The 22,571-nt window shown below is 45.3% G+C and carries 19 protein-coding genes; 7 read left to right on the plus strand and 12 right to left on the minus strand.

The window, feature by feature from the left end; all coding sequences use genetic code 11:
* Positions 1 to 2 precede the first annotated feature (2 nt).
* Positions 3 to 1,031 carry a helix-turn-helix transcriptional regulator gene (locus EHO57_RS10105; protein WP_135645121.1) on the minus strand — a complete coding sequence of 343 codons (1,029 nt, stop codon included), beginning with the start codon at positions 1,029 to 1,031 and terminating at the stop codon, positions 3 to 5.
* Between the two features lie 190 nt (positions 1,032 to 1,221).
* On the opposite strand from EHO57_RS10105, the gene EHO57_RS10110 reads away from it, so the two are divergent.
* From EHO57_RS10110 to EHO57_RS10120, 3 genes are all read left to right on the plus strand, one after another.
* Positions 1,222 to 1,443 (plus strand): hypothetical protein, encoded by a 222-nt coding sequence (locus EHO57_RS10110; RefSeq protein ID WP_135645119.1) that lies wholly within the window; start codon positions 1,222 to 1,224, stop codon positions 1,441 to 1,443.
* Positions 1,444 to 1,617: 174 nt separating this feature from the next.
* Positions 1,618 to 2,718, plus strand: coding sequence for a DegT/DnrJ/EryC1/StrS family aminotransferase (locus EHO57_RS10115; protein ID WP_135645117.1), 1,101 nt, complete (start codon positions 1,618 to 1,620; stop codon positions 2,716 to 2,718).
* Between the two features lie 204 nt (positions 2,719 to 2,922).
* Positions 2,923 to 6,288: an efflux RND transporter permease subunit gene (locus EHO57_RS10120; protein WP_135645482.1), complete on the plus strand. Its 3,366-nt coding sequence runs from the start codon at positions 2,923 to 2,925 to the stop codon at positions 6,286 to 6,288.
* A 151-nt stretch (positions 6,289 to 6,439) separates the two neighbouring features.
* Here EHO57_RS10120 and EHO57_RS10125 read toward each other — a convergent pair whose 3' ends face one another.
* The 9 genes from EHO57_RS10125 to EHO57_RS10165 form a co-directional block, all read right to left on the minus strand.
* Positions 6,440 to 7,471 carry a DsbA family protein gene (locus EHO57_RS10125; protein ID WP_135645115.1) on the minus strand — a complete coding sequence of 344 codons (1,032 nt, stop codon included), beginning with the start codon at positions 7,469 to 7,471 and terminating at the stop codon, positions 6,440 to 6,442.
* A 116-nt stretch (positions 7,472 to 7,587) separates the two neighbouring features.
* Positions 7,588 to 8,682, minus strand: coding sequence for a hypothetical protein (locus EHO57_RS10130; protein ID WP_135645113.1), 1,095 nt, complete (start codon positions 8,680 to 8,682; stop codon positions 7,588 to 7,590).
* Between the two features lie 171 nt (positions 8,683 to 8,853).
* On the minus strand, positions 8,854 to 9,639 hold the full coding sequence (locus tag EHO57_RS10135) for a GNAT family N-acetyltransferase (RefSeq protein ID WP_135645111.1): 786 nt from the start codon (positions 9,637 to 9,639) through the stop codon (positions 8,854 to 8,856).
* Between the two features lie 107 nt (positions 9,640 to 9,746).
* A complete protein-coding gene (locus EHO57_RS10140; RefSeq protein WP_135645109.1) occupies positions 9,747 to 10,103 on the minus strand; it encodes a PilZ domain-containing protein in 357 nt (118 codons plus the stop codon).
* A gap of 117 nt (positions 10,104 to 10,220) precedes the next feature.
* The gene (locus tag EHO57_RS10145) at positions 10,221 to 11,045 is read right to left on the minus strand and encodes a histone deacetylase (RefSeq protein WP_135645107.1); all 825 of its coding nucleotides are present in this window, start codon (positions 11,043 to 11,045) and stop codon (positions 10,221 to 10,223) included.
* 78 nt (positions 11,046 to 11,123) lie between these two features.
* Positions 11,124 to 12,020 (minus strand): alpha/beta fold hydrolase, encoded by an 897-nt coding sequence (locus EHO57_RS10150; protein ID WP_135645105.1) that lies wholly within the window; start codon positions 12,018 to 12,020, stop codon positions 11,124 to 11,126.
* A 75-nt stretch (positions 12,021 to 12,095) separates the two neighbouring features.
* Positions 12,096 to 13,052: an aldo/keto reductase gene (locus tag EHO57_RS10155; RefSeq protein ID WP_135645103.1), complete on the minus strand. Its 957-nt coding sequence runs from the start codon at positions 13,050 to 13,052 to the stop codon at positions 12,096 to 12,098.
* A gap of 93 nt (positions 13,053 to 13,145) precedes the next feature.
* Complete coding sequence (polA, locus tag EHO57_RS10160; protein ID WP_135645101.1) at positions 13,146 to 15,890, minus strand: DNA polymerase I; 2,745 nt, start codon at positions 15,888 to 15,890, stop codon at positions 13,146 to 13,148.
* Complete coding sequence (locus tag EHO57_RS10165; RefSeq protein ID WP_135645099.1) at positions 15,887 to 17,008, minus strand: glycosyltransferase; 1,122 nt, start codon at positions 17,006 to 17,008, stop codon at positions 15,887 to 15,889. The genes polA and EHO57_RS10165 overlap by 4 nt, the downstream gene beginning before the upstream one ends.
* Positions 17,009 to 17,134: 126 nt before the next feature.
* On the opposite strand from EHO57_RS10165, the gene EHO57_RS10170 reads away from it, so the two are divergent.
* Positions 17,135 to 17,905 carry a class II glutamine amidotransferase gene (locus EHO57_RS10170; protein WP_135645097.1) on the plus strand — a complete coding sequence of 257 codons (771 nt, stop codon included), beginning with the start codon at positions 17,135 to 17,137 and terminating at the stop codon, positions 17,903 to 17,905.
* Positions 17,906 to 17,912: 7 nt separating this feature from the next.
* On the opposite strand, the gene EHO57_RS10175 is transcribed toward EHO57_RS10170, so the two are convergent.
* Positions 17,913 to 18,497, minus strand: a complete 585-nt coding sequence (locus EHO57_RS10175) for a hypothetical protein (protein ID WP_135645095.1) — start codon at positions 18,495 to 18,497, stop codon at positions 17,913 to 17,915.
* Positions 18,498 to 18,677: 180 nt separating this feature from the next.
* Between EHO57_RS10175 and EHO57_RS10180 the strand changes: the two genes are divergently transcribed.
* From EHO57_RS10180 to EHO57_RS10190, 3 genes are all read left to right on the plus strand, one after another.
* Entirely contained in the window at positions 18,678 to 19,067 is a 390-nt protein-coding gene (locus EHO57_RS10180) for a DUF5329 family protein (protein ID WP_135645093.1), read from the plus strand.
* Between the two features lie 205 nt (positions 19,068 to 19,272).
* Positions 19,273 to 20,346, plus strand: a complete 1,074-nt coding sequence (locus tag EHO57_RS10185) for a hypothetical protein (protein WP_135645091.1) — start codon at positions 19,273 to 19,275, stop codon at positions 20,344 to 20,346.
* Positions 20,347 to 20,492: 146 nt separating this feature from the next.
* Positions 20,493 to 21,671 carry a glycosyltransferase family 4 protein gene (locus tag EHO57_RS10190; RefSeq protein ID WP_476737814.1) on the plus strand — a complete coding sequence of 393 codons (1,179 nt, stop codon included), beginning with the start codon at positions 20,493 to 20,495 and terminating at the stop codon, positions 21,669 to 21,671.
* Between the two features lie 157 nt (positions 21,672 to 21,828).
* On the opposite strand, the gene EHO57_RS10195 is transcribed toward EHO57_RS10190, so the two are convergent.
* Complete coding sequence (locus tag EHO57_RS10195; RefSeq protein ID WP_135645087.1) at positions 21,829 to 22,371, minus strand: SRPBCC family protein; 543 nt, start codon at positions 22,369 to 22,371, stop codon at positions 21,829 to 21,831.
* Between the last annotated feature and the right edge of the window lie 200 nt (positions 22,372 to 22,571).

Genomic DNA, 22,571 nt, shown 5'->3' on the forward strand with positions numbered 1-22,571 from the left:
GATTATTTACCTTTTATCGAATCGTACAATTCCCCGATCTCTTTTAGGGACTCTTGCAAGACCGTTCTTAATTCTACCGGTTCCAAGGATTCCAATGCGTCGGGCCATCTCCAAAGAAAAGGAAGAAGTCCTTCTAGGTTCGTGGATCGGAAACGCAACGTATTTTCCTTTTCCTCATAGGGCAAGCCTGTCAGGAATAATTTCGCTTTTACGAGACCTTCTTCTCTGCAAACCCATTCCACTAGTTTGGCCTCGTGGACAGGAAATAATGCCGCGTGCACGATCCTGTCCTCTTCGGTTTCCTTTTTAGCTCCTCTGGCTTGATAGAGAAGATCTCCCTGCAATACTTCTACGGTGAGTATCTTAGGAAGGATGAATCTTTTCTTGGACTTTTCTTCTCTATCGTACGCGAGAAGATAATGATCCTGGCCGCCTTTTCGGATCAAACGGATAGGATCCGCTTCCTTCCAATAGGCATCTTCCGGAAAGGTTTTATAATATCGGATCCGGATCGGGCTCTTGTTCTTAAGAGCGTCCAGGATCTGAAAGGCCGCCTCTCCGGCTTCTTCTTTCGGATCTTCCGGACTTTCTTTTAGCTCGGGGAAATATTCCAGATCTCTTGCGAAGATCTTTCTGGAAGCGGTGTATAATTCGTACTTTGGAGTTTCAGAATAACCCTTGAGCAAGAGAGCAGAGATCTCTCTCAATTCTTCTTCGCTGAATTTTAAGGTACGGACCAAAGGATCCTTGGTAAGAACGTATACGTAATCCTTTCCGTTCTTTTGGGGATAGTATTTGATCGGAAAGCCCAGAGCGCCTAGCTCCTCGATATCCCTGGATAATTTTCTACGATCCGAGTCCTTATTCTCGTTATCGTAAAATCCTTCCATGATCTTTCTGAGAGAAGTCAGAGTGAGGCCGTCCGGAAATCGGAAGAAATTAAAGAGCAAGGTCAAAAGACGATACTCTGTCGGGTTCATCTCCCTTGGCTCTATCTCTTCTTCTAAATCTTTGTCTAGTTCTTCTCTCATAGGTACGACTATGGACTTTGTTTTCCTGTCGGAGTTAGGCAATCAGAAAAGCGGAGATCATTCCGATTACTCTGCAAAAAGCTCCCGAGTAAAACGATTCTCAGGAAAGTTTGGAAAAACAACTTGAAGAGTACAATCGCAATTCGATAATTCGAATGCTTTTCAAATCCTAAAGAGAGGAAATTCTTTCATGGGCAAAATTCTAGGCTTCCTGTTCCCCAATTTTATCGGGCTCCTATTGATCCTTTTAGGTTGGTGGACCACAATCATCAACGTGGCCACTCTCCGATTCGCGGGAGAATCCTATTTCAATAAATGGACCTACACCGGTTTGATCCTGATCATCGTAGGAGCTTATTTACCGGAGATTTGGATCGGCATTCGCAACAAACTCTTTGGAGACCGTACGTAAGGTCCGATTTTTTTCTTGTACGAAATTGTCTAGACAATTCCGCTGGTAATCTAGATATTTCCATTTGGGAATCTGTATCACCTAGCCTTCTTGGATTTTGAAAAAAATCTTTACGAGCTAGGTACACAGGTTACAATGCGACATAATAAAATTATTAGAACCTGAGAAGGGAAAATGAGCGCGGAAACCGAAGTTTTAGAAAAACCAAGTCGGAAGAAAACGGATATCGAGTTCCATAAGCCTACCCTTTCCCGGGAAGATCTAAAGACCGTCTTGGAAGCATTGGTAGAAGATCATCTCGCCTCCGGTTCGGTAACCCATAAATTCGAGAAGGCATTCTCTTCTACCTTTCGCACTAAGCAAGTAATCTCTGCTAACAGCCTGACCGCAGCATATCATTTGGCTCTCTTGGCCCTAGAGATCCAACCGGGAGATAAGGTTGCAATTTCGACCTTCGCGCCTCTTGCAGCACTAGATGCAATTTTCTTAATACAGGCCCAGCCACAAGTGATCGATATGGAGAAGCATTCCTTCCATATCTGCCCTCAATCCCTCGCTTCCGCTTTGGAAGATGAGAGCATCAAGGCAGTGATCGTAGACCATACTTTTGGTTCTCTCGCAGACTTCTCCAAATACAATTTCAAATCGCGTCCGGTGATCGAAGACTTCTCCGAAGCCGTAGGAGCGAGAACCGAGACCTTTACTCCAGGAAAGCAGGGAAAAATTTCCATCTGCGGTCTTTCCATCGAATACCTGATCACCACCGGGAACGGCGCCTTGATCTGCACAGACGACGATTCTATCGCTAAGAAGATCCGCGCCAGAAAAGAAGGAAGAGATCCGTATCCTCGTAAAGAAGGCCAACCTAGATTGGATTACGATATGATCGATTACCAAGCGGCTCTTGGGATCGAACAACTTTCCAACCTGGGTGTGATCCTAGAGAGAAAAAGAAAGATCGCTCAAGTTTATCTGCAAGCGATCCAAGGCTCTCAAGTAAGTTCTCATTTCAACGACCCTAATACGGACACCTTCAATCGTTTTGTGATCCTCGCTCCTGGAAATTACGAACAAGTAGAGAGATATTTCCGCTCTCTGCAGATCGGAACTCGCAGGACCGTTCAGGAACCGATCCATCATATTTTGGATCTGCCAAATTCCGATTTCCCTAACGGCGAAAGACTGTACCAAAGAGGACATTGCATTCCTATTTATCCGAACCTTACTAAGGATAATGTTCAGAGAATTTCTCAGGCGATCCGCAGAATTTACTGAATTTTGTCTCTTGGAGCCTTTGGATCTTTCTAAAAGGCGAATTACTTTCTCTTCGTTTATAGTCTTGGAATAAAACAAATTCTTTCCAATTTTCCGATCCCGGATTGCGAATTTGTTTTCTAAATTTCAGGAATGGGACCGAATGGACCTCTGGGCAACTCATCGGATCGATCTTAGTTCCGAATGAAAATCGCCGGAGGCAACTTGAATATCGCACTCCTTTCCATTAAACGTCCTATCCTGATAACAAGCTTAGTGATCCTAATGTTGATCACAGGGGTCTTCTCCTTAGGCCAAATGGGCGTGGATCTATTTCCGGATGTAAACATTCCGGTGGTGTCCGTGACCACGATCTATCCAGGAGCTGGACCGGAAGAGATCGAGGAATTGATCTCAAAGCCGTTAGAAGAAGAACTCTCTTCTATCGCAGGATTGAAGAAGATCACTTCCAGAAACCAAGAAGGGGTTTCTGTGGTCGCGGGAGAATTTACTCTCTCTACAGATATCAAATACGCCGAGCAGCAATTCCGAGATAAGACTGCATTAGTAAGACCTAAACTTCCGGACGGGATCAAGGAACCTAAGGTGGTTCGTTTCGATCCGGCAGACCAACCGATTATCCGTTTGGCAGTGTTTGCGGATCTTGGTCAGGCAAAGTTATACGACCTCGCAAAGGAAACCGTAAAGGCTAAACTAGAACAGATCGCCGGTGTGGGCTCCGTGAAATTAGTCGGAGGAACCAGAAGAGAGATCCAGATCGAATTGGATCGGAACAAATTGATTTCCTATCAAATGCCAATGGTCGTGATCGCAAATCGACTCAAGACCGCAGGCCTGAACGTCCCAGTAGGAAAATTCGATTCTGGCGCTAAGGAAACTTCTTACAGAACATTAGGAAGATATGAATCTCTTTCTCAGATCGAGAACACGATCGTTTCCTTCGGAGGAGACGTAGGTAATTCCGTACTGATCAAACAACTCGGGACTGTACGAGACGGGACCGAGGACGAAGAAACCCTGGGATATCTATGGGCTTCTAAAAGCGACGCGGTAGAAGAAGAGGAAGCCGGACTTCTCACTCACCCTTTCATCTGGATACGCCAATTTCCCGGAAGAATCGGAAGAATGATCAATCGCATCCGTGGAGCGAAAGAAGAAGCTCCTCCGGAGAAGGAACTAAAACCTGCCCTATTCATTGACGTATACAAACAATCGGGTGCGAACACCGTAGCAGTGGCGGACGAGGTCCTCAAACGGATCGATAAGTTGAATGCGGATATCCAACCTTTGGAAGGCAAACCGAAGATCCGATTGATACGGGACGGTTCCAGATGGATCCGCTACAACGTAGAGGACGTAACCGAAGCAATCGTCTTAGGGATACTTCTCGCGGTGATCACAGTTTACTTTTTCTTGGGGAACTTAAGATCAACGATCATCACAGGACTCGCCTTGCCTAACTCACTTTTAGGCGCATTCATCATCATGTGGGTGATGGGATTCACCATTAACGTTATGACTCTATTGGCCCTCTCTCTTGCCGTGGGTCTACTCGTGGACGACGCGATCGTGGTCCGAGAGAATATTTTCCGGAAATTAGAAGAAGGTGCGAACGTCCTAGAAGCCTCCGAAAAAGGAACCATGGAAGTGGCACTCGCCGTCATCGGGACCTCTTTGACAGTGATCGCAGTATTCTTTCCGGTAGGGTTCTTGTCGGGGATCGTAGGCCAGTTCTTCAAGCAGTTCGGACTGACTGTGGTATTCGCCATGATCATTTCTCTCTTCGACGGATTGTTCGTGGCTCCAATGCTTTCGGCTTATTTCGCAGGAAAACTGAGTCATGATAAGAAGAACGCCGCCGTCGAGGCTTTCGATCGATTCCAAACCTGGCTGGAAAAGATCTATGGGATCATCATGCGCTATGCGTTGGCTCACCCAGGAAAGATCATTCTTCTCACAGTATTTATCTTTATCGCCTCCTTCTTCGTAAATGCTAAGTTCGTGAAGAAGACATTCCTTCCTCCAAACGACCAAGGAGAATTCTTGGTGACTCTTGATCTTCCTCCGGGCACGAGCTTGCAAGGAACGAAAGAAGTATCCGATAAGGTCTTAACAGAACTTCAAAAATTCCCGGAGATGGATAAGATCGCGATCACAATCGGAAAACCGGATGGAGGAGAACCGAATACTGCGGTACTAGCGATCGCATTAGTCTCTTCCAAGAAAAGAAGCAGGGATACGACTGCTGTCAAAGAGGATATTCGTAAGATGCTCAAAGCATTCGAATATGCAAGACCTGCCGTTTCCGATTATTCTGCCGTTGGTGGCGGGGTTCAATATCCGTTCCAGCTAGTCCTCAAAGGGAATAATCTGGATGAAGTGGAAGCATATTCTAAAAAAGTAATAGATCGTTTGAAAAACGTGAAGGACTTGGCGGATATCGATACGGACTTCAGAGGCGGTAAACCGGAATACCAGATCTTATTGGATAATCTCAGAATGCAATTGGTCGGGGTCCTTCCTGGTGTTGCCGGTTCCGAATTGAGATACCAGATCGCAGGGGACCAAGTAAGTAAGTTCTACGATAAGGGGATCGAGTATGAGGTCCGGATGAGATTGAAGCCGGAGCAAAGGAACCTGAGAGCGGCTTATGGCCAAACCAAGGTCCCGAACATCGCAAACAGGCTCATCCCTTTGAATGCAATCAGTACTGGTAAGGAAAACCTAGGACCCTCTCGGATCAACCGTATCGATAGAGCAAGAGCCATTGTAGTAAATGCGAACCTGGCTCCAGGCGGCGCCATCGGAACCGCTATGGAAGAAGTGAACAAGATCCTTTCTACCGATCTAAAGCCTCCTCCAGGAGTTCGTTATAATTTCCAAGGGCAATCCGAGGATTTGAAAGAATTGTTCTTAAACATCATCATCGCTTTCGGTTTGGCTTTGATCTTCATTTACTTGGTTCTTTCTTCTTTGTACGAATCCTTTATCACACCGGTTACGATCCTATTCGCGATCCCTCCTGCGATTTCGGGAGCATTCTTCGCGTTATTCATCACCGGAGAAATGCTGAACATCTTCTCTATGATCGGATTGATCCTTCTCATGGGATTGGTGGCAAAGAACTCCATCCTTCTTGTGGACTATGCAATGCAAGCCATCCGAGAAAGAGGGATCACTCGGAACGAAGCCATCTTCGAAGCGGGAGTCGTTCGTTTGCGTCCGATCTTGATGACTTCCATCGCGATGATCATGGGAACCGTTCCGATCGCTTTAGGTTTGGGAGAAGCGGCCAAGTCCAGAACTGCGATGGGGATCGCGATCATCGGCGGTTTGATCCTTTCTACTCTGGTGACCTTGATCGTGGTTCCTTCTATCTTTGGTGGGATCGACCGATTCCGTGAATGGATCGAAGGTAAATTCCGTCCTGATATGAGTGCTACGATCGATTCTCATAGCGGGGCCGCTCATGAGAGCATCGCAAAAGATTCTTCCTTAGAAGTTTGGGCGAAAGAAGTAGAGTCTAAATCAAAATCTAAGAAAACAACAGGGACGAAGAAGAAGGGTTAAAAGAGAAACTCCTCTGCAAGAGTTCCCACAAAGAGGAGCTCTTAAATTTCGACTTGCAGAAGAGGGATTTTTCTGATAGGCATATGCTTTCGCCGGCGTAGCGCGGGTACCACCACACCGGCCCCCACCCTAAATGAGGGCGGGGCCACCCTCATTCCGAGTCGAAATAACTCTCGAATACTTCGGCAGGCTGCGCTCCTTCCAACATTCTTCCGTTAATGATGAAGGTAGGAGTTCCCTTGATCCCCAATCTAGCAGCTTCTGTAATATCTCCTTCGATCTCTTTTTGGACCGACTCGTCCTTCAGACAGGCCTTGTAGGCGGGCATATCTAACTTTAAGTCCTTCGCCTTCTGCTCCAACCAGGCAGGGGTTAATATTTCCTGAGGCCTCACTTCCGCAAAAAGCATATCGAAATAACTCCAATATTTTTCAGGACTTTGGCGGAACACACAATTTGCGGCGATATGGGCTCCCATTGCCTTGGAATGAAAACTCAAAGGAAAATCCTTAAAGACCCATTTGATCTTGTCCCCGTACTTCTTTCGGATCTCTCGGTTGACTTCCTGGGATTTCAGGCAAAAAGGACATTCGAAATCGGAGAATTCTACGATCGTGATCTTTGCGTTCTTTCCTCCCCGAGTGGGTTCTCCTTGTATATCCGCTTCCTTTAGGATATTGGGGCGCTTGGCGACGTATTTGTATTTCTTCTTGAGACGATTGATCTCATCTCTCATTACGTTTTCTTGATTTACTGTAACGAGATAGTCCAGCAGTTGCGGACGGGCTTTTTCGAAGGTATCCGAGATCTGCCCGTCATCCTTCAATTGCTGGTATAGATCCTTGAGCTCACTCTCGGAAGGGATCTTTGCAGAACTATGGATCTGATTGGAATATTCCTGTAAGGTAAGCTGTTTTTCCTTTGCTTCCAGGATCAACATCTTGCGAACTCCCAAGGTCTCGAGTAACTGGAAAATGCGATCGTTCGTTTCCTGAACAAAATCGGAGTATTCTTGGCTCATCTCCTTCTCTACATCCAGGATGGTGAATGTTTTGCCGTTCACTTGAACGAAAAGATTGGGGGAGTCTTCTTGCTTTTTAGGAGGATTTTCGGCGATATTCTGCCCAAGGGATATAACCAATAATACGGAACTGACTATGATTGCTCTTTTAGGAAATTTCATTTTAGGCCTATTAAGTTCCAATCAGACCTCTTCCATTCAAAGCGGAACTCAAAAAAACACGATATGTGTCTTTTTTTCTCAATCGAAGATCGGCAAAAACTTTTTAAGGGACCAGACTACTTGAAAAGCCTGGGGAAAAAAGAGGTCTTTTCCGGATACACTTGAGATGCCAATAAAAAGATGAATATACTGATCGCAATTCCCATGGAAGCGAGGAGCACGTCCTTTCCTACTTTACGGAATGTCTCCAAATAAGGCGCATCCCTATACGTCAGAAAATTCAGTACAATCTCCCTTCCCGCCAACATTCCTAAGAAAACCCAAGTAGTGGACATAGGCATATCGCTGATCGCTTGGAAAAATATTAGAATACTTGCATATACAATATCTACGATAGTTGCCGCTTTGGACCATTGGATATCCGATTTCTCGGTCACGATCTCCTGTATCGTTCCGCCATTCGTATACAAAATGATCCCGAGAGCTGCGATCAGGATCAGAATAGCGGCCGCTAGTTCCAGGATATGCAATTGCCTAGGCAGATAGACCACAATATTCGCAGCATCCTGCGCCAGCCATGCACCCCAGAGAAATAGAGTGGAGAACCATTGTAAGATCGCCCATTTCCTCTCCGTTCTAGGATCGGGCATATGGTCATCATAGTATTCTTTGGGATCTATTTTGACCAGGATCCCCCAAACCACCAAGGCAGTTAGGAAAGCGACTAGATATCCGAGAAAAGACTTGGTCAGCATTTTCTCAATATTCTGGCCGCCGAATAATCCGAGGATAAGGAAGGTAGTAGAGATCGGAGATCTCATCCGAGTGATGATCACCAGTATCAAGGGGGCGATCAGTTGCAGAAAATTGAATTGAGTGGCGGGAGCGAAATGATCCAATCTATGGAAATGGACTTCTCCATTCCCACTGTACCAAGCGTAGACCAGTATCGCAACGAGTAAGCCACCCAAAGCAGCCAGCTTGGGGAACCAATGTACGACCTTCTTACTTTCGATGAATGTCCCCACTGTTTGCACTCCATCGTTTGCAGCGACGGAAAATGCGGAGATGCAAAATGCAAACCAGCCCAGAACGTAAGAAGAGATCCCCAAATAATAACCAAGGGTCATAAGCAGGAACGCTGCTAGAACAAATAGATAAAAGCGGATTTGGTCTTTGAAACTAGGATGTTGAAAGTCGATCTGATTCATGAGCCGGCCCAAACTTCGGGAAATCCGGGTTTGAGATGGAGTTTGGTCTAGTTAAATAAGGAAACTCCAGGCGGTCAAGGTCTATCACCTCTAAACGACAGGAAATAAAAGGTGAGCGTACATAAAATGGACCTCGAAAGAGGCCCATTTTACCATGAGGAAACGACTATCTTAGTTAGACTCGAGATAGTGTTTGCTGTATCTTGCTTCGATGTCTTTGATATCGAATAAGATAAAGAAGTCGGTAGTTTTGAAAACCGTATCCAAAGCTGGAGTTCCACAGATCAAGGATCCTGCACGGATATATCCTTTGATCAAAGCTGGAATTCTTTTGGAAACTTCCTTAATATCCGCAGGAGCGTAGGCAGGATCGAAACCTTCCATTTCGTATCCAGGTAGAGGCTTCACATTGAAAGCTTCTCCTGCTAAAGCACTTTTACTTTTCAAGAAAGCATAAGCATCGTTAGCAGCCTGCGCATCGGTACTGTGAACGGATCCACAACCGAACAGATATCCAATATTGTTCTTTTTCATGTATTGAGCGAGTCCCGCCCAAAGAAGAGAAATTACCGATCCGTCTCTGTATTCAGGGTGAACGCAGCTACGTCCGATCTCAGCTGGTTCTCTTTCCAGCTCGTAGATTTTAGTGATATCGAACTCGTTATCGGAGTAGAATCCGATATTTGCCTTAGCAACGCTGCGGCGTAGAATTCGATATGTTCCGACGATCATATCATTTCGGTTTGCGTCCACAACGATAAGATGGTCGCAAAATAGATCGTACTCGTCTCTATCCTTGCGAGTAGCAGCCGATTGAGGCAAGCCTTCTCCCAATTCAAGATTGAACACATCATAACGTAAAGCTAAGGTTCTCTCGATCTCGAGTTGGTTCTCTGCGATCCTTACTTCCAGTTTACGCTCTAGTTTTTGCTTGTTTTGGACTATTCCTGATCCCATTGTCGTCCTTCTTTTCCTTGTTAGGATGATTCTATCTATCCTATTGGATCGTTACATTCGGATTACGCAGGAAAGAAATTCCGGTGACTGGGCTTCCGAAAGACCGATTATCCTGCCATTCTGCGGAGGGAAGCCAGCTTTCGCACGTAATTCAAGAGAGATTCCTTCCCTTTTATGTCCATTTGCAGGAATTGAAGTCCGAAAAAGCCTTCGGCTTCGCGAGAAGCACTGAGGTGTTTGATCTTGCCTTTTGCCTTAAAGGGTTTGTATCCGGGAAGAGAGACCACCATCTCTACGGAAGAATGAATATCATAACCGTCGAATTTGTGAGGGACTTTGACCGCCATTCCCCCTTCGCTCACGTCTTGCGCGAGAAGGATCTCCAAGAAGCCGTTTCCCATCAATTGCAACTGAACGGGTTGTTTTGGAAAGGGAACAACGCGAATCTGTTTTCTCTTATCCATCCGATCTTCCTCCGGACCCTGGAAATTGGCCAAGCATAACTTATGAGTAAATGAGACGGGAGAATAAAACCAGTTTCTTACTAAAAATAATTTCCGTAACGACTGTTCAAAATACTACTAAGGGTCTAGTCCTAGTTCCTTCTCCGCACCTTCCACAAGACTCAGTTTGTAAGTGCTCAATGTCTTCGAGACCTTCTTCTCGAACTTGCGATCGAATACGAAGAAGTTCAATGTCTTCTCCAGGAAGAAGATCATCTCTACCGGCTTCCATTGGATGACCCCTCTCTTAGCGTCTAGAACCTTGCCGTTTTGGATCAGAGTAGAGAGGGCTCGGATCGAAAGCTTGGGAAAGGTTTTTTTGAGAGCAACATAGAGTGCCTTGGATTCAGGTTCCAAAAAATGGAATTTTCGGGAGAAGAGTACTGCGTCATGAAAATATTCCGGACGGATCACCGCACCGTTCAGTCGGAGAGAGATGATCAAGAATCCGATCATGTCCGACATCTCGGGAAAGATCCCGAGCCCGGGGACGTCTTGTCCAGGATACAAACGAGAAGAATCCCTGCTCGCCTGTTTCGGATGACGTGTTTGCAACCAATTGACGACTAAATATTTTTCTTTGAAGAAGTAATCGTTCAGTCGGATCCTATATTCTTGGATGCTCAATCTCACATGTACTAGGATCTCGTTTTGCCAAGTAAGAGTTAGCCTTTGGTAGGAATCGTCGCTTCCGGAAAGATCCAGTTGAAGAGGATCGTATCCTCTCTTTTTCAGTTCGGAAAGAACGCCTGTGATCTCGAAAAGCTCTAATACGCTTTCTTTTGTGAGTGAATGGAATAAGACTCCCGATTGGGAATCGAGTGAGTCAACTGCTGCACAGAGAAAGTCGTCGTATACGAAATCAAAGAAACGAGGATTATTGTACGCTATTCGACGACCCATGCTTATTTCGCTTTCTTACAGTTTGTCAGGTTTCCCCCTTTTTTCAAGGAATTATTACGAGCAGTGACTGGAAGAAAACTAAACGATCGTTCGAAAGTTAAGATAAGATTTGAGTACCTGATCCGGAGCTTCTGTTTGAGGATAATGTCCTATATTCTGAAATTCGTAAACAGTCGCATTGGGTCGAAGCTCCTTCAATCTTTCTACCACATGTTTTCCACTCACCGGATCGACGAGCCCGTCGGCGAATGCAAATGGTACCGGAGAATCCAAGATAGAGCCCACCCATCTTTCTCGGAAGCTCTTGCGTTCTCTCATGTAACGAATGAGTTTATGATAGATCGCCTTTCCTCCGCCGTTACTCACACATTCCCAAAAACCGTCTAGCTCTTCCTTGTTAGGTTTCGTAGTCGGCCCGAAGATCTCCGAAAAACTTTTTTGGAAAGAAGTCTTATTTACCAAACGGGAGAATAAAAATCCGAGAGGTCCGTTCAATAATTTCTGCACGGCTCTAGGTCTATGAGTTTCCGGAAAGATCCCGCCATTTAAGAAGAATACACTTTTGATCTCGGGACCTCCGATCCTTTGCCCCGATAATTTCTCTCTGTATCTCGCGAGTAATTCCTGAGCGACAGTATCGCCCAGATCGTGAGCCAAGAGATGCACCGACTTCACGCCTTGCTCTTGTAAAAAATACTCCGCCTGGTCTGCGTATTCGAAGATAGAGTAATGTCCTTCTTTCGGTTTTTCTGAAAATCCGAATCCCAGATAATCGAATGTGAACAATTTGTATTTTTTAGATAAGCCTTCCCAGACATCCTTCCAATCCCAGGAAGATGTGGGAAATCCATGTAGGAGAAGAATTGCTTCTCCTTCGCCTGAGATCTTATAGAATAATTTCTTTTTTTTCCATTCGAAGAAGGAGCCGGATGCCTTCCAAGCCAAGGGATGAGTTCTCCAAAGGTGTTCCGACATACAGCCTCCTAAAAGTGGGTCGTATTTTATCCCTCGCAGAAAGAATGAAAAGTGGAAAATCGTAAAAAAAGGAAATTAGTCCAAGGCTTCCAGTAAGTTGGAAAGAAAAACTTTTCTTTCCTTGGCATCCGGAAATCTGCCCAATCCTGCCTGCATATTGTCCTTTAAATGAGAAACTTTAGAAGTCGCTGGAATCACTGCAGTTACCCCAGGATGAGAGAGTAAATATTTCAAGAAAGCCTGTGCGAAAGAATTGCAATCCCACTCCTTAAAGTAGTCCGGTAAGGTCTTTCCTTTTGCCTTACGAAAGAGTCCGCCTTCTTCGAAAGGGCGATTGACGAGAACTGCGATCCCATTTTCCAAAGCAAAAGGCAAAATCCTTTGCTCGGCTTCGCGGGTAATTACGGAATAAGGTATCTGAAGGAAATCCGGTTTTTCTTTGATAGAGATCTTTTCCATTTCGGGAAATGCGGAAGAAGTAAAATGGGTCAGGCCAATGTAACGGATCTTTGCCCTATCTTTCAGATCCCTCAATGTTTTTAGATGAGTTTGTGTATCGAGTAAATTATGGATTTGGAATAGATCGATCTTGTCCGCTTTCATCTTGCGAAAGGAGGCTTCGATCTGAGCCTTTCCGGCAGCTTCTCCTCTGGTCCAAACCTTAGTTGCCAGAAAGAATTTTCTTTTCTCCTTTTCAGGAATGTCTTTGGATAAGATCCCAAATATCTCTTCGGAACGGCCATACATAGGAGAAGAGTCGACTATTCCTCCACCTGTATTTAGAAACTCGGACAAGACTTCTTTTAAAGGAGCAAGAGAAGAAGGGTCCGGATCCACATCCAATGTCTGCCAAGTACCGAGTCCGATTGCAGGGATCTCTTCTCCAGTTTTTGGGATCCTTCTCTTTAACATCCTTGCAACTCCCGTTGTTTGTGTGAAGAGAGGACGATAGAATGAGTCGACCATGGCCGTTCCAACGAAAGAAGCAGCCAATCGATTTAAGAAATCTTTTCTCGTATATTTGGATCCCATCGTCCTACCAAGCAGCCGAATTCTAATACATGGCAGAAAGCCAACTCAACCAAAAAACGCGGATCGATTGAATAAGAAGAAGAGAGGACCTTTTTAGTGTGCCTCGTCCCAATTCTGCCCAAATTTACCTTCTACCTTGATCGGAATATTGAGCGGAAGAGCGTTCTCCATCAAGGACTTGCTTAACTTATAGAACTCTTCCTTTTCCGATTTATGGACTTCGAAAACCAATTCGTCATGCACTTGCAGAAGAAGTTTGGACTTCCATTTTCTTTTTTCGATCTCATCCTGGATCTGCATCATCGCGATCTTGATCATATCGGCGCAGGTCCCCTGGATAGGAGTATTGATCGCGACCCTCTTGGCCCCTTCTTTCGCTTGCCTATGAGTGGAATTGATATCAGGGACCGGTCTTCTTCTTCCTTTTAAGGTTTCCACATATCCTTTCTCCTCACAGAAAGCGATGGTATCGTCCATATACTTTTGAACGCCAGGATATTGAGTAAGATATCTATCGATGAAATTCTTGGCTTCTTCTCTAGAAATACGAAGATTTCGACTCAGTCCGTAGGGAGTCACTCCGTATATTACGGAAAAGTTAACTACCTTGGCCTTGTCCCTCATTTCCGGAGTGACCAGATCTTCCGAGACTCCATAGATGGCCGCTGCAGTCCTTTTGTGGATATCTATCCCCTTCTTATAAGCGTCCGTCATAGCTGGATCTCCCGAGATATGCGCCATGATCCTAAGTTCTATCTGGGAATAGTCCAAACTCAGGATCTCGAAATCCTTATGACCGGAAATGAAACCCTTTCGGATGAGTCGCCCTTCCTTTTCTCGGATCGGAATGTTTTGCAGGTTCGGATCCGTAGAGGATAGCCTTCCTGTAGCAGCGATGGTCATATTATAACTTGTATGTATCCTTCCATCCTTGCTGGAAACCATTGTAGGAAGAGTGTCCACATACGTAGAGATGAGCTTGGTATACTTTCTATAATCCAAAAGTTTTTCGATGATAGGATGTTCTCCCAACAATTCCTCTAGAACCTCATGGTCTGTGGAATATCCTGTCTGGGTCTTTTTCACGACTCTCAGCTTCAATTCATCAAATAGGATCTTTTGCAATTCCTTGGTAGAAGCGATATTGAATTCCCTTCCTGCTGCCCGATAGATCCCTCTTTCCAGATCCTTGACCTCTCTCTGAAAATCCTTAGAAAGTTCTGCGAAATACTTGGCATCCACTGCAATACCTGCAGTTTCCATTTCGGCCAATACATGGATCAGAGGAAGATCGATCTCCTTAAAGAGAGTTTCCAATCCGGACTGTTTCAAGGACTTGCGAAGAACATTATATAAGCGAAGTGTAATGTCTGCATCTTCGGCGGCGTATTCGCTTACTTTGTCGAGGTCTACTTCCCAGAGATTCTTCTTATTCTTTCCTGTTCCCACCAGATCGGTATACTGGATCGTCTTATAGTTCAGAAGATCCTCCGCCATGTCGTCCATATTGAAACGACGACTTTCCGGCTGGAGAATATAAGCTACAATCATGGTATCGAAGACTATATTCGTAACTTGGAATCCATGATTTTCTAGAACGATCAAGTCGTACTTAATATTCTGTCCGACTTTCGGGATAGAAGGCTCCGCCAAAACAGGTCCGAGAATCTCCCTCACCTGATCTAAAGGAAGCAACTGATCGCTGAATAATCCTTGGGAATGAGTGACCGGGATATAAAAGCCCGTTCCTTCTTGGTTGCAAAGTGAGATCCCGAGCAATTCCGCATCGAACGGATATTGAGAAGTGGTTTCCGTATCCACTGCCAGGATCGGGGACTTCTTCCAAGCTCGAGCGAGTTTGGTTAATTCTTCTATGCTCTCTACTCGTTTATAAATTCCTTTTTTGGCTTCGGGACCTTTGGATCCTTCCGCTTCCGGTTCGTCCTTAGGAGGTTCTTTTCCTACGGATTTTGCCAAGTCTCTGGAAAGAACATTGTAACCCTGGTTCTTTAGATAACGGATCCCTTCGTCTGAGGCGTAGTCCGGGATTTTCAGATCGTCTTCGGTAATTCCCAGATCTACTGCCCGATCGATCGTTGCCAATTGTCTGGATAAGAAGGCGCTCTCCTTGTGCTCTATCAATTTGGCCTTCATGCCTGGATTCTTGATCTTCTCGATATTCTTATAAATGCCTTCTAGGTTCTTGTATTCCTGGATCAGCTTACTTGCACCCTTTTCGCCAATCCCCTTTACACCCGGAATATTGTCCGAGGTATCTCCTACGATCCCCATATAGTCCGGGATCTGTTTCACATCTACTCCGATCTCTTCTTTGACCCAAGAGGAATCTATCTCTACGAATTCTGTGACTCCCTTCTTTCCTCGGAGCATCTTTACATTCTTTTTTTCTAATACTTGGTATAAGTCCTTATCCCCGGAAAAGATCAGGATCTCTTTTGCCTTGCCCTTGTATGTTTCCGCCAGAGTTCCTATAATATCGTCCGCTTCTTGTTTTTCTATTCGGAGGATCCTAAAACCCAATACCTTCAAAGTGTCCATGATCTCATGCAATTGAGGTCTCAAATCCTCAGGCATCGGCTTTCGATTTGCCTTATAGTTCTTATATAGCTCTCCTCTGTGCAAAGGCCCTCCGGGGTCGAAGGTCATTGCGACGTGAGTAGGAGAATAATCCTCGAAGAGTTTGAATAGCATTCTAAAGAATCCGAACACGGCGCCGCTTGGCTGGCCGGTCTTTGAATTTTTCAGATTGGAAGCGGCAAACGCATAGTACGCCCGAAATGCAAACGCATGTCCGTCAACGATCAATAATTTCTTCATGCCGCTTCTCCCGATTTTCCTTTCGAATAGATCTCTTCGCCTAAAAGACTGTAGTATGCGAGTTCCGTTTTCTTGATCGTGTTCTTTACGGAGAACCGTTTCACGGCTTCCTTATTGAAGGCTCCCATGGACTTTCTTAGTTTAGGATCTTCTAATAGACTTTTGTAAGCCTGAGCAAGCGAGCTCGCATCTCCTACTTCTTTTACGAACGCTCCTTCACCCTCTGTAAGCATTTCGGCAATTCCTCCCCCATTCGTGGCCACGATAGGGAGTCCTGAGGCCATCGCATCCAATACGGAAGTCCCGAGTCCTTCTTCTTTAGAAGTAAGTGTGAATATGTCGAATACGGACAATAGCTCGGGGATATCGTTCCGGAAACCAGTAAAGATCACCTTGTCCAGGATCTTCTTCTCAGAAGCGAGACTTTCCAATTCTTTCTTAAGTTCCCCTTCTCCAACGATCAATACCTTGAATTTCTTATCGGTTTCTATTAGAGAAATTGCATGTAATAGGGTCTTCTGATCCTTATGATCCACTAGAGCGGCAATATTCCCGATGATCAGATCGTCCTTGTCCAGGTGGAATTCCTTTCTTAAGTAAGCAGGGTTACCTGCCTTCTTAGATGTGCTTAGATCGATCCCACTATATACGGTGACTACCTTTGCCGGATCGATCCCGTCCATCACGAGTATCTCTCGGATCCGATTCGATACACTCAGGAATAGATCCACTCGATCTGAAATATATTTCCTTTTACTGAACCAATTCTTTCGGATCCTAAAATCCACTCTGCGAGAGACTACAAGCTTCACATTCGGAAGCTTTGCCTTCGCCATCCAGGCGATCGAATGAGCCTTGGCAGTATGCGCGTGGATCAACTTGATCCCTTTGGAGAGAATAAGCTCTCGCAACGCCTTTACGGAAGCCAGGTCCCATTCTCCCTTCAATGGGAGAGTAACGATAGGAAGCCCAATTTCCGAAGCCCTGGTTTCCAAGGCGGAACCGGGTCTGCATAGAATGAGCTGAGGGATCTTGTGTTTTTTTAAACCTTCTGCCAGAAGAAAGAGCTGTCTCTCTCCTCCTCTCCAGCCGGTTTCCGTATCTATATGAAGAATCACCCGATCAAATTGGGCTTTCCGCTTGAATTCTGCAAGGAGTAACGTTTTTTCCTTTTTAGAAAAAATCCTGGACAAATCAAATTCGCTTTAATGACACTATATTCATTATAGCAGAGGAATGGCCCCATGTGCGAGCTCTTAGGAATGAGCGCGAATGTTCCCACAGATATATGCTTTAGCTTCACTGGCCTGGTGCAGAGAGGTGGAAAGACCGGCCCTCATAAGGACGGATGGGGGATCGTATTTTATGAGGGCAAGGGTTGTCGCATATTTCACGATCCGAAGCCGAGTGTGGATTCCCATCTGGCGGAATTAGTCCGCACTTATCCGATCAAAAGCAATATTATCATTTCCCATATCCGCAAGGCAAACAGAGGAAAGGTGGATCTGATGAACACCCATCCTTTCGTTCGGGAACTTTGGGGCCAGTATTGGACCTTTGCCCATAACGGTCAGTTGAAGGGGATCAAGAAGGAAGTTCTAAAGGATTTCTTTCCTGTGGGAACTACAGATAGCGAGCACGGGTTCTGCTGGCTTCTTTCCCAACTCAAAAAGAAATTCAAGGAAAGGCCTAAGAACGAGACCTTGCTTGCGAAAGAGATCCGCAAGCTCTTAAGTAAGTTAGGAAGTATGGGAGTCTCCAATCTTCTGGTCTCCGATTCCAAATATCTATATGCCTATTGCTCTACCAAATTGGTTTATATTACGAGACATTCTCCTTTTGGAGAAGCACAGCTCATAGACGCGGATCTGAGCATAGATTTCAGAAAGCATACAGGTCCGAAAGATGTGGTTACCGTTCTCGCAACCGCTCCCCTTACCCAGAACGAAGCATGGACCTCTTTGCAGCCGGGAGAATTCCAGGTTTGGAGGGAAGGAAATCTAGTTAAAATATAATATTTTTCTAAAATACGAAAGTATATCCTAAAGCCGCTTTGTAGGAAGTCCAACCTAACCCTGCCCTTTCCCAATTCCCGGAAGCATCTGGAGCCAGATCCATTTTAAGTCCGGAGCGGAGATCTTCCTTCTCCCATTGGATCCCATACCAATACGTATAAGCCAATTGCAGACAGTATTTCAAGGTCAGAAGCCCAAGTTTCAGATTGTTTTGCTGTTTTGTATCTTCATAGGAGTGATGCCTGTTCTCTTGGATCATGCTAAGTCCGAGCAAGGTCTGAGGATCCGCTTGCGGGGAAGAAGCCAAGTAAGCGAAAGACAATGTCTTTGCATCTTCCCAATCTTCTTTCTTCATTTCCGCTTTATGGTGAGCTCGATATTCGATCCCCACGAGTGCAGAAGTTACCGCTAAGGTGATAAATCCCTTACGATATGCCTTGGCATGTATCAGCCCCCAACCGGGGAGGACTGCACTTCTCCAAACTAGATCCCAACGAGATCTAGATTCTTGCTCTAATGTAGGAGAGACCGGCTCCGCATAAGAAGAAAGAATTGGAGCGAAACAAAGAAGGGCTAGGATAATTCTCCGCACGTACAACCCCCGGGTCGATTTTGAAGAAGAGTTAGCTTCTTTTGTATATTATGAAAATACGGAATAAGAAGGTCGCACAAAAAGTATCTAGAATGCAAAAAATAATCGAACTCTGGGCTTAAGGTCCTGTTCTAATAGTCTCTTGCAATCGAATCAGATCCGTTTTCTATAGAAGGTCCTATGAAAAAAACCGTTTCTTCAGTATTCTGCATCCTAGTCCTCAGTACGGCGTCCTTTCTTTTTGCAGTAGAACCGGATACGGAGATCCGCTCCTTGGTCGCAAGCCTCGACTCCTGCAAAGGATGCGTATTTATCCGAAACGGTTCCGAACATAAACTTGACGAGGCAAAAGCACACCTACTTCGCAAATACGATTCTGCTAAGAGTCAGATCAAAACTACGGAAGATTTCATCAGGGGGATCGCAAGTAAATCCTCTATCACAGGAACACCTTACAAGATCAGAATGGCGGATGGGAAAGAGATCGAATCGGAGAAATGGCTCTTTGAAAAATTAAACGAGCTTCGCAATCCGAACGCGAGTAAACAAACTCCGAAGAAATCCAAGTAAACAATTCGCTAAGGACGAACTTTCATCCTTTTGCGAAAAATATTTCCAAAAGGATTTCGTTTTAAGCTTTCCATTCTCTTGCTATCGGATTACGTTTTTGATCAGACCCTATGGCCGACAAGGAAGATCGTTCCGATTGCGGATCCGGATCTCTTTTTTCGTCCTATTTCTTATGAGATTTCTTTCAAATGGAAAGATCCAACCTATGAGACATCATTCGATTTTAGTCCTAATTCTTTTCTATTCTCTATTGGGATGCGCCAAACCTCCCGAAACTTCTAACGGCTTAGCAGATATTTTATTCGCTTTGGATCATGTGCAAGTCCCAGCGGTCTTCACCGTAGTAGACGCAAGTAAACAAGTCCAACTAGATGCGGTAGAAACCACGGCGACCACAAATATCAGCTGTACGAAACTTGGCGCATTCTATTGGGAGATAGGGGACGGGACTGGCGCCTTGGGTTATTCTTCTGTGAACGGATCCGTAAACCAGACATCCACTCTACTGATCGCTTCCGCCTCTAAATGGATCTGGGGAGCCTATGTTTTGGAGAAGGTAGGCACTCCCGGAGTGAACGAACAATTCTATCTTCGTATGCAGTCCGGTTACGATAACGTGGCAGATAACAAATGCAATGTGACCACGGTCACTAGTTGTTTTACGAACGGTCCGGGAAGGGACGGCACGAACAACAATAACTACCAATACGTAAGTGATGAGAATAAGTTCTATTATAATGGGGGACATTTCCAAGCATATGCTGCCTTGAATCCGAGCAGCTTGAGCCCGGCACTTACTTCTTATGATCGTACCCAGCTTACAAGTGAGATCGCTACCGTAGTACTCGGCGGTACGAATCCGGACTTCTTCTATGCAACCCCTCAATTGGCAGGAGGAGTCCAAACCACGGCTCAGGTCTATGCCATCTTCTTAAGAAGGATCTTGAATTCGAATCTAGTGATGCGCTCTTATCTAGGTGCGGATACGGTGCCCACTCTTCCCGCATTGCATCCATCCCAAGCTCTTTACTCTCCTTTTACGACCGGGATCAATAAGGAAGATGTACATTATTCTTACGCTCACTGGTTAGAAGATTCTCCGCAGAGCGACGGCGCGTTCAGTAGCCCTGGCAAGTTCGGATTCTATCCTTGGATCGATTCCGGCGTTACGACCTATGGGATTATAGCTAGATACTCCACTTCTGCCTTGGCCTATGCGGAATCCGTCTACTGTGGAAGACTTTTACGTACGGCATACGCTACCGGAGTCGCTCAATAAACCGTACAGCGGTCTAATCGACTGTAACAAAAAAGTAATCTTCCCTTCACGGATTAGATACAAGGATCCGGCAAAATCGTAAGTCGATGATCGCATCGGCCTTACCAAAATCCGCACCCACCGCGGGTCCTTTCCGAATTTTAGTCGTGACTGAGACCTTTCCTCCGGAAATCAACGGAGTCGCAAAAACATTGCATAGAATGTTGGGCGATCTTTTACAAAGAGGCCATGAGATCACTCTCGTGCGTCCCAAGCAAGGCCCTACTGATTATGCGACTGCCAACGGAAATTATCGAGAAGTCCTGGTCAGAGGCGCAAAGATCCCTCTCTATGAGGATCTACGCTTCGGCTTTCCGGAAAAGTATCTTCTTCGCAGATTGATCCAATTAGAAAAACCTGATATAGTTCACGTAGTTACGGAAGGTCCTCTGGGCTGGTCCGCAGTAAGAGCGGCAAGACATGTTGGGATCCCTGTAGTCAGCGATTTCAGAACGAATTTCCATGCCTACGCGAAATACTATAAGTTCGGGTTCATGGGGAAGATCGTGCATAATTACCTTAGAGGCCTTCACAATCGCACCCAAACCACTTTGGTCCCGACCGCTCAGATCGCAGGACAGCTCCAGTCCACCGGTTATTCGAATGTGCAAGTGGTATCCAGAGGGATCGATTCCGACTTATTCCATCCAGCGAGAAGGAACACTAGCCTTAGAGAAGAATGGGGACTAAAACCCGCTGATACAGCCATTCTTTATGTAGGAAGACTAGCTCCCGAAAAGAATCTGGATCTACTCGTACGATCCTTCCGCAAGATCCAAAGCAAGGTGCCTAACGCAAAACTCGTATTAGTCGGTGATGGTCCTTCTAAAGAGAAATTGATAACGGAGAACCCGGATTTTATTTTCAGGGGAATGAGAAAAGGCCAGGATCTCGCGGAACATTATGCAACCGGAGATCTATTCTTATTCCCGAGCCTAACAGAAACCTTCGGGAACGTGGTAGTAGAAGCCATGGCTTCGGGACTTCCTATCGTAGCTTATGATTATGCGGCAGCCAACCAACATCTAAAGCACGGAAAGTCTGCACTACTTTGCGGCTTCGACAAAGAAGAAGAATTCATAGAACAATCCTGCTTACTCGCGGAGAATAAGAAACTCGCCCAGAAATTAGGAGGCCAAGCCAGAAAGACCGCCTCCGAATGTACTTGGGAAGATGTGACCGATTCTCTGGAATCCATCTACGCAGGAGTTGCTTATCCGAAGAGAAAGACTTCCAAATCCCGCTCTCGCAAAGCGATGAAATTGAAAGTGTCGATCGCTAGATAAGTTCGATCGAGGCGATAAAGCGCCCAGTTGTCCTCAGTTTTTGCTTCTGAGAGTTGGGGATCTGTGATATGAGGTTTGCTTTCGCCAGCCCACGAACCGCTCCCCCCACCCGGCCCCGGGCGGGGGCCGTTTTAGATTTCAAGATACACTCATACTTCTATTTTTCTAATTCTGTTTTCAGTCCCGCGAGGGTTGCATCAAAGTCTTTGATGATCTTTGTCTTATTATCAAAGCAAACATTCATGATAAAACCCAGGATATTGATCGGAAAAGGCATCTCATCGTGCATTCCCAAAGTCACCTTGGTCTGATTCGCACTTACCGACTCGGTGGTCAAATAACTGGAAAATGCAGCCTCAAACGGTACCTTGAATCGGATCTCAGTTTCCAATCTTTCTCCTGCAACGATCTTCTTGATCTCTTGTTCGCCGACTCCCAGTTCTTCGTTCTTGCTTTCCCAGCGAGACGTAAAACCTACAGTACCATCCGTTCCCACGAATTCTTTTTTCATGTTCGGATCCTTCTTGGACCAGGCGCTCCATTTATCATGATTTCTTAATAGTTTCAACTCATCGAACACAAGGCCTTTCGGCTTGTTGATTGTGATATCTCTTTGCAAACTGAATTCTTTGGGCGCAAAGATGCCGATCAATCCGAGCACGAGTACGATCCCAAGTAATATTCTTAAGAATATTTTCATTTGTTTTCTCCTAACTTATCCAATAGCAATTATACATCGTTATTCCTTCTTCGATCTTTCGATCAAGCAAGGTTCGCTTATCACTCAAGTAATTTCTCGTAACGGAAGAAGGTTCAGAAATTGTAGAGCTCTGCCAATTTGCCGAAAAACGTATAACGCTCGCTAAAATATCTCAATCGATTTGAATTTCCAACCAAATT

Source organism: Leptospira langatensis (genome assembly GCF_004770615.1).
GTDB lineage: Bacteria > Spirochaetota > Leptospiria > Leptospirales > Leptospiraceae > Leptospira_B > Leptospira_B langatensis.

Coding starts and splice junctions, on each gene's coding strand:
- EHO57_RS10155 (WP_135645103.1), bottom strand. CDS start 13,052: ATGGGATCCAAATATACGAGAAAAGATTTCTTAAATCGATTGGCTGCT.
- EHO57_RS10195 (WP_135645087.1), bottom strand. CDS start 22,371: ATGAAAATATTCTTAAGAATATTACTTGGGATCGTACTCGTGCTCGGA.
- EHO57_RS10115 (WP_135645117.1), top strand. CDS start 1,618: ATGAGCGCGGAAACCGAAGTTTTAGAAAAACCAAGTCGGAAGAAAACG.
- EHO57_RS10140 (WP_135645109.1), bottom strand. CDS start 10,103: ATGGATAAGAGAAAACAGATTCGCGTTGTTCCCTTTCCAAAACAACCC.
- EHO57_RS10135 (WP_135645111.1), bottom strand. CDS start 9,639: ATGGGATCAGGAATAGTCCAAAACAAGCAAAAACTAGAGCGTAAACTG.
- EHO57_RS10185 (WP_135645091.1), top strand. CDS start 19,273: ATGAGACATCATTCGATTTTAGTCCTAATTCTTTTCTATTCTCTATTG.
- EHO57_RS10145 (WP_135645107.1), bottom strand. CDS start 11,045: ATGGGTCGTCGAATAGCGTACAATAATCCTCGTTTCTTTGATTTCGTA.
- EHO57_RS10180 (WP_135645093.1), top strand. CDS start 18,678: ATGAAAAAAACCGTTTCTTCAGTATTCTGCATCCTAGTCCTCAGTACG.
- polA (WP_135645101.1), bottom strand. CDS start 15,890: ATGAAGAAATTATTGATCGTTGACGGACATGCGTTTGCATTTCGGGCG.
- EHO57_RS10150 (WP_135645105.1), bottom strand. CDS start 12,020: ATGTCGGAACACCTTTGGAGAACTCATCCCTTGGCTTGGAAGGCATCC.
- EHO57_RS10110 (WP_135645119.1), top strand. CDS start 1,222: ATGGGCAAAATTCTAGGCTTCCTGTTCCCCAATTTTATCGGGCTCCTA.
- EHO57_RS10105 (WP_135645121.1), bottom strand. CDS start 1,031: ATGAGAGAAGAACTAGACAAAGATTTAGAAGAAGAGATAGAGCCAAGG.
- EHO57_RS10170 (WP_135645097.1), top strand. CDS start 17,135: ATGTGCGAGCTCTTAGGAATGAGCGCGAATGTTCCCACAGATATATGC.
- EHO57_RS10130 (WP_135645113.1), bottom strand. CDS start 8,682: ATGAATCAGATCGACTTTCAACATCCTAGTTTCAAAGACCAAATCCGC.
- EHO57_RS10125 (WP_135645115.1), bottom strand. CDS start 7,471: ATGAAATTTCCTAAAAGAGCAATCATAGTCAGTTCCGTATTATTGGTT.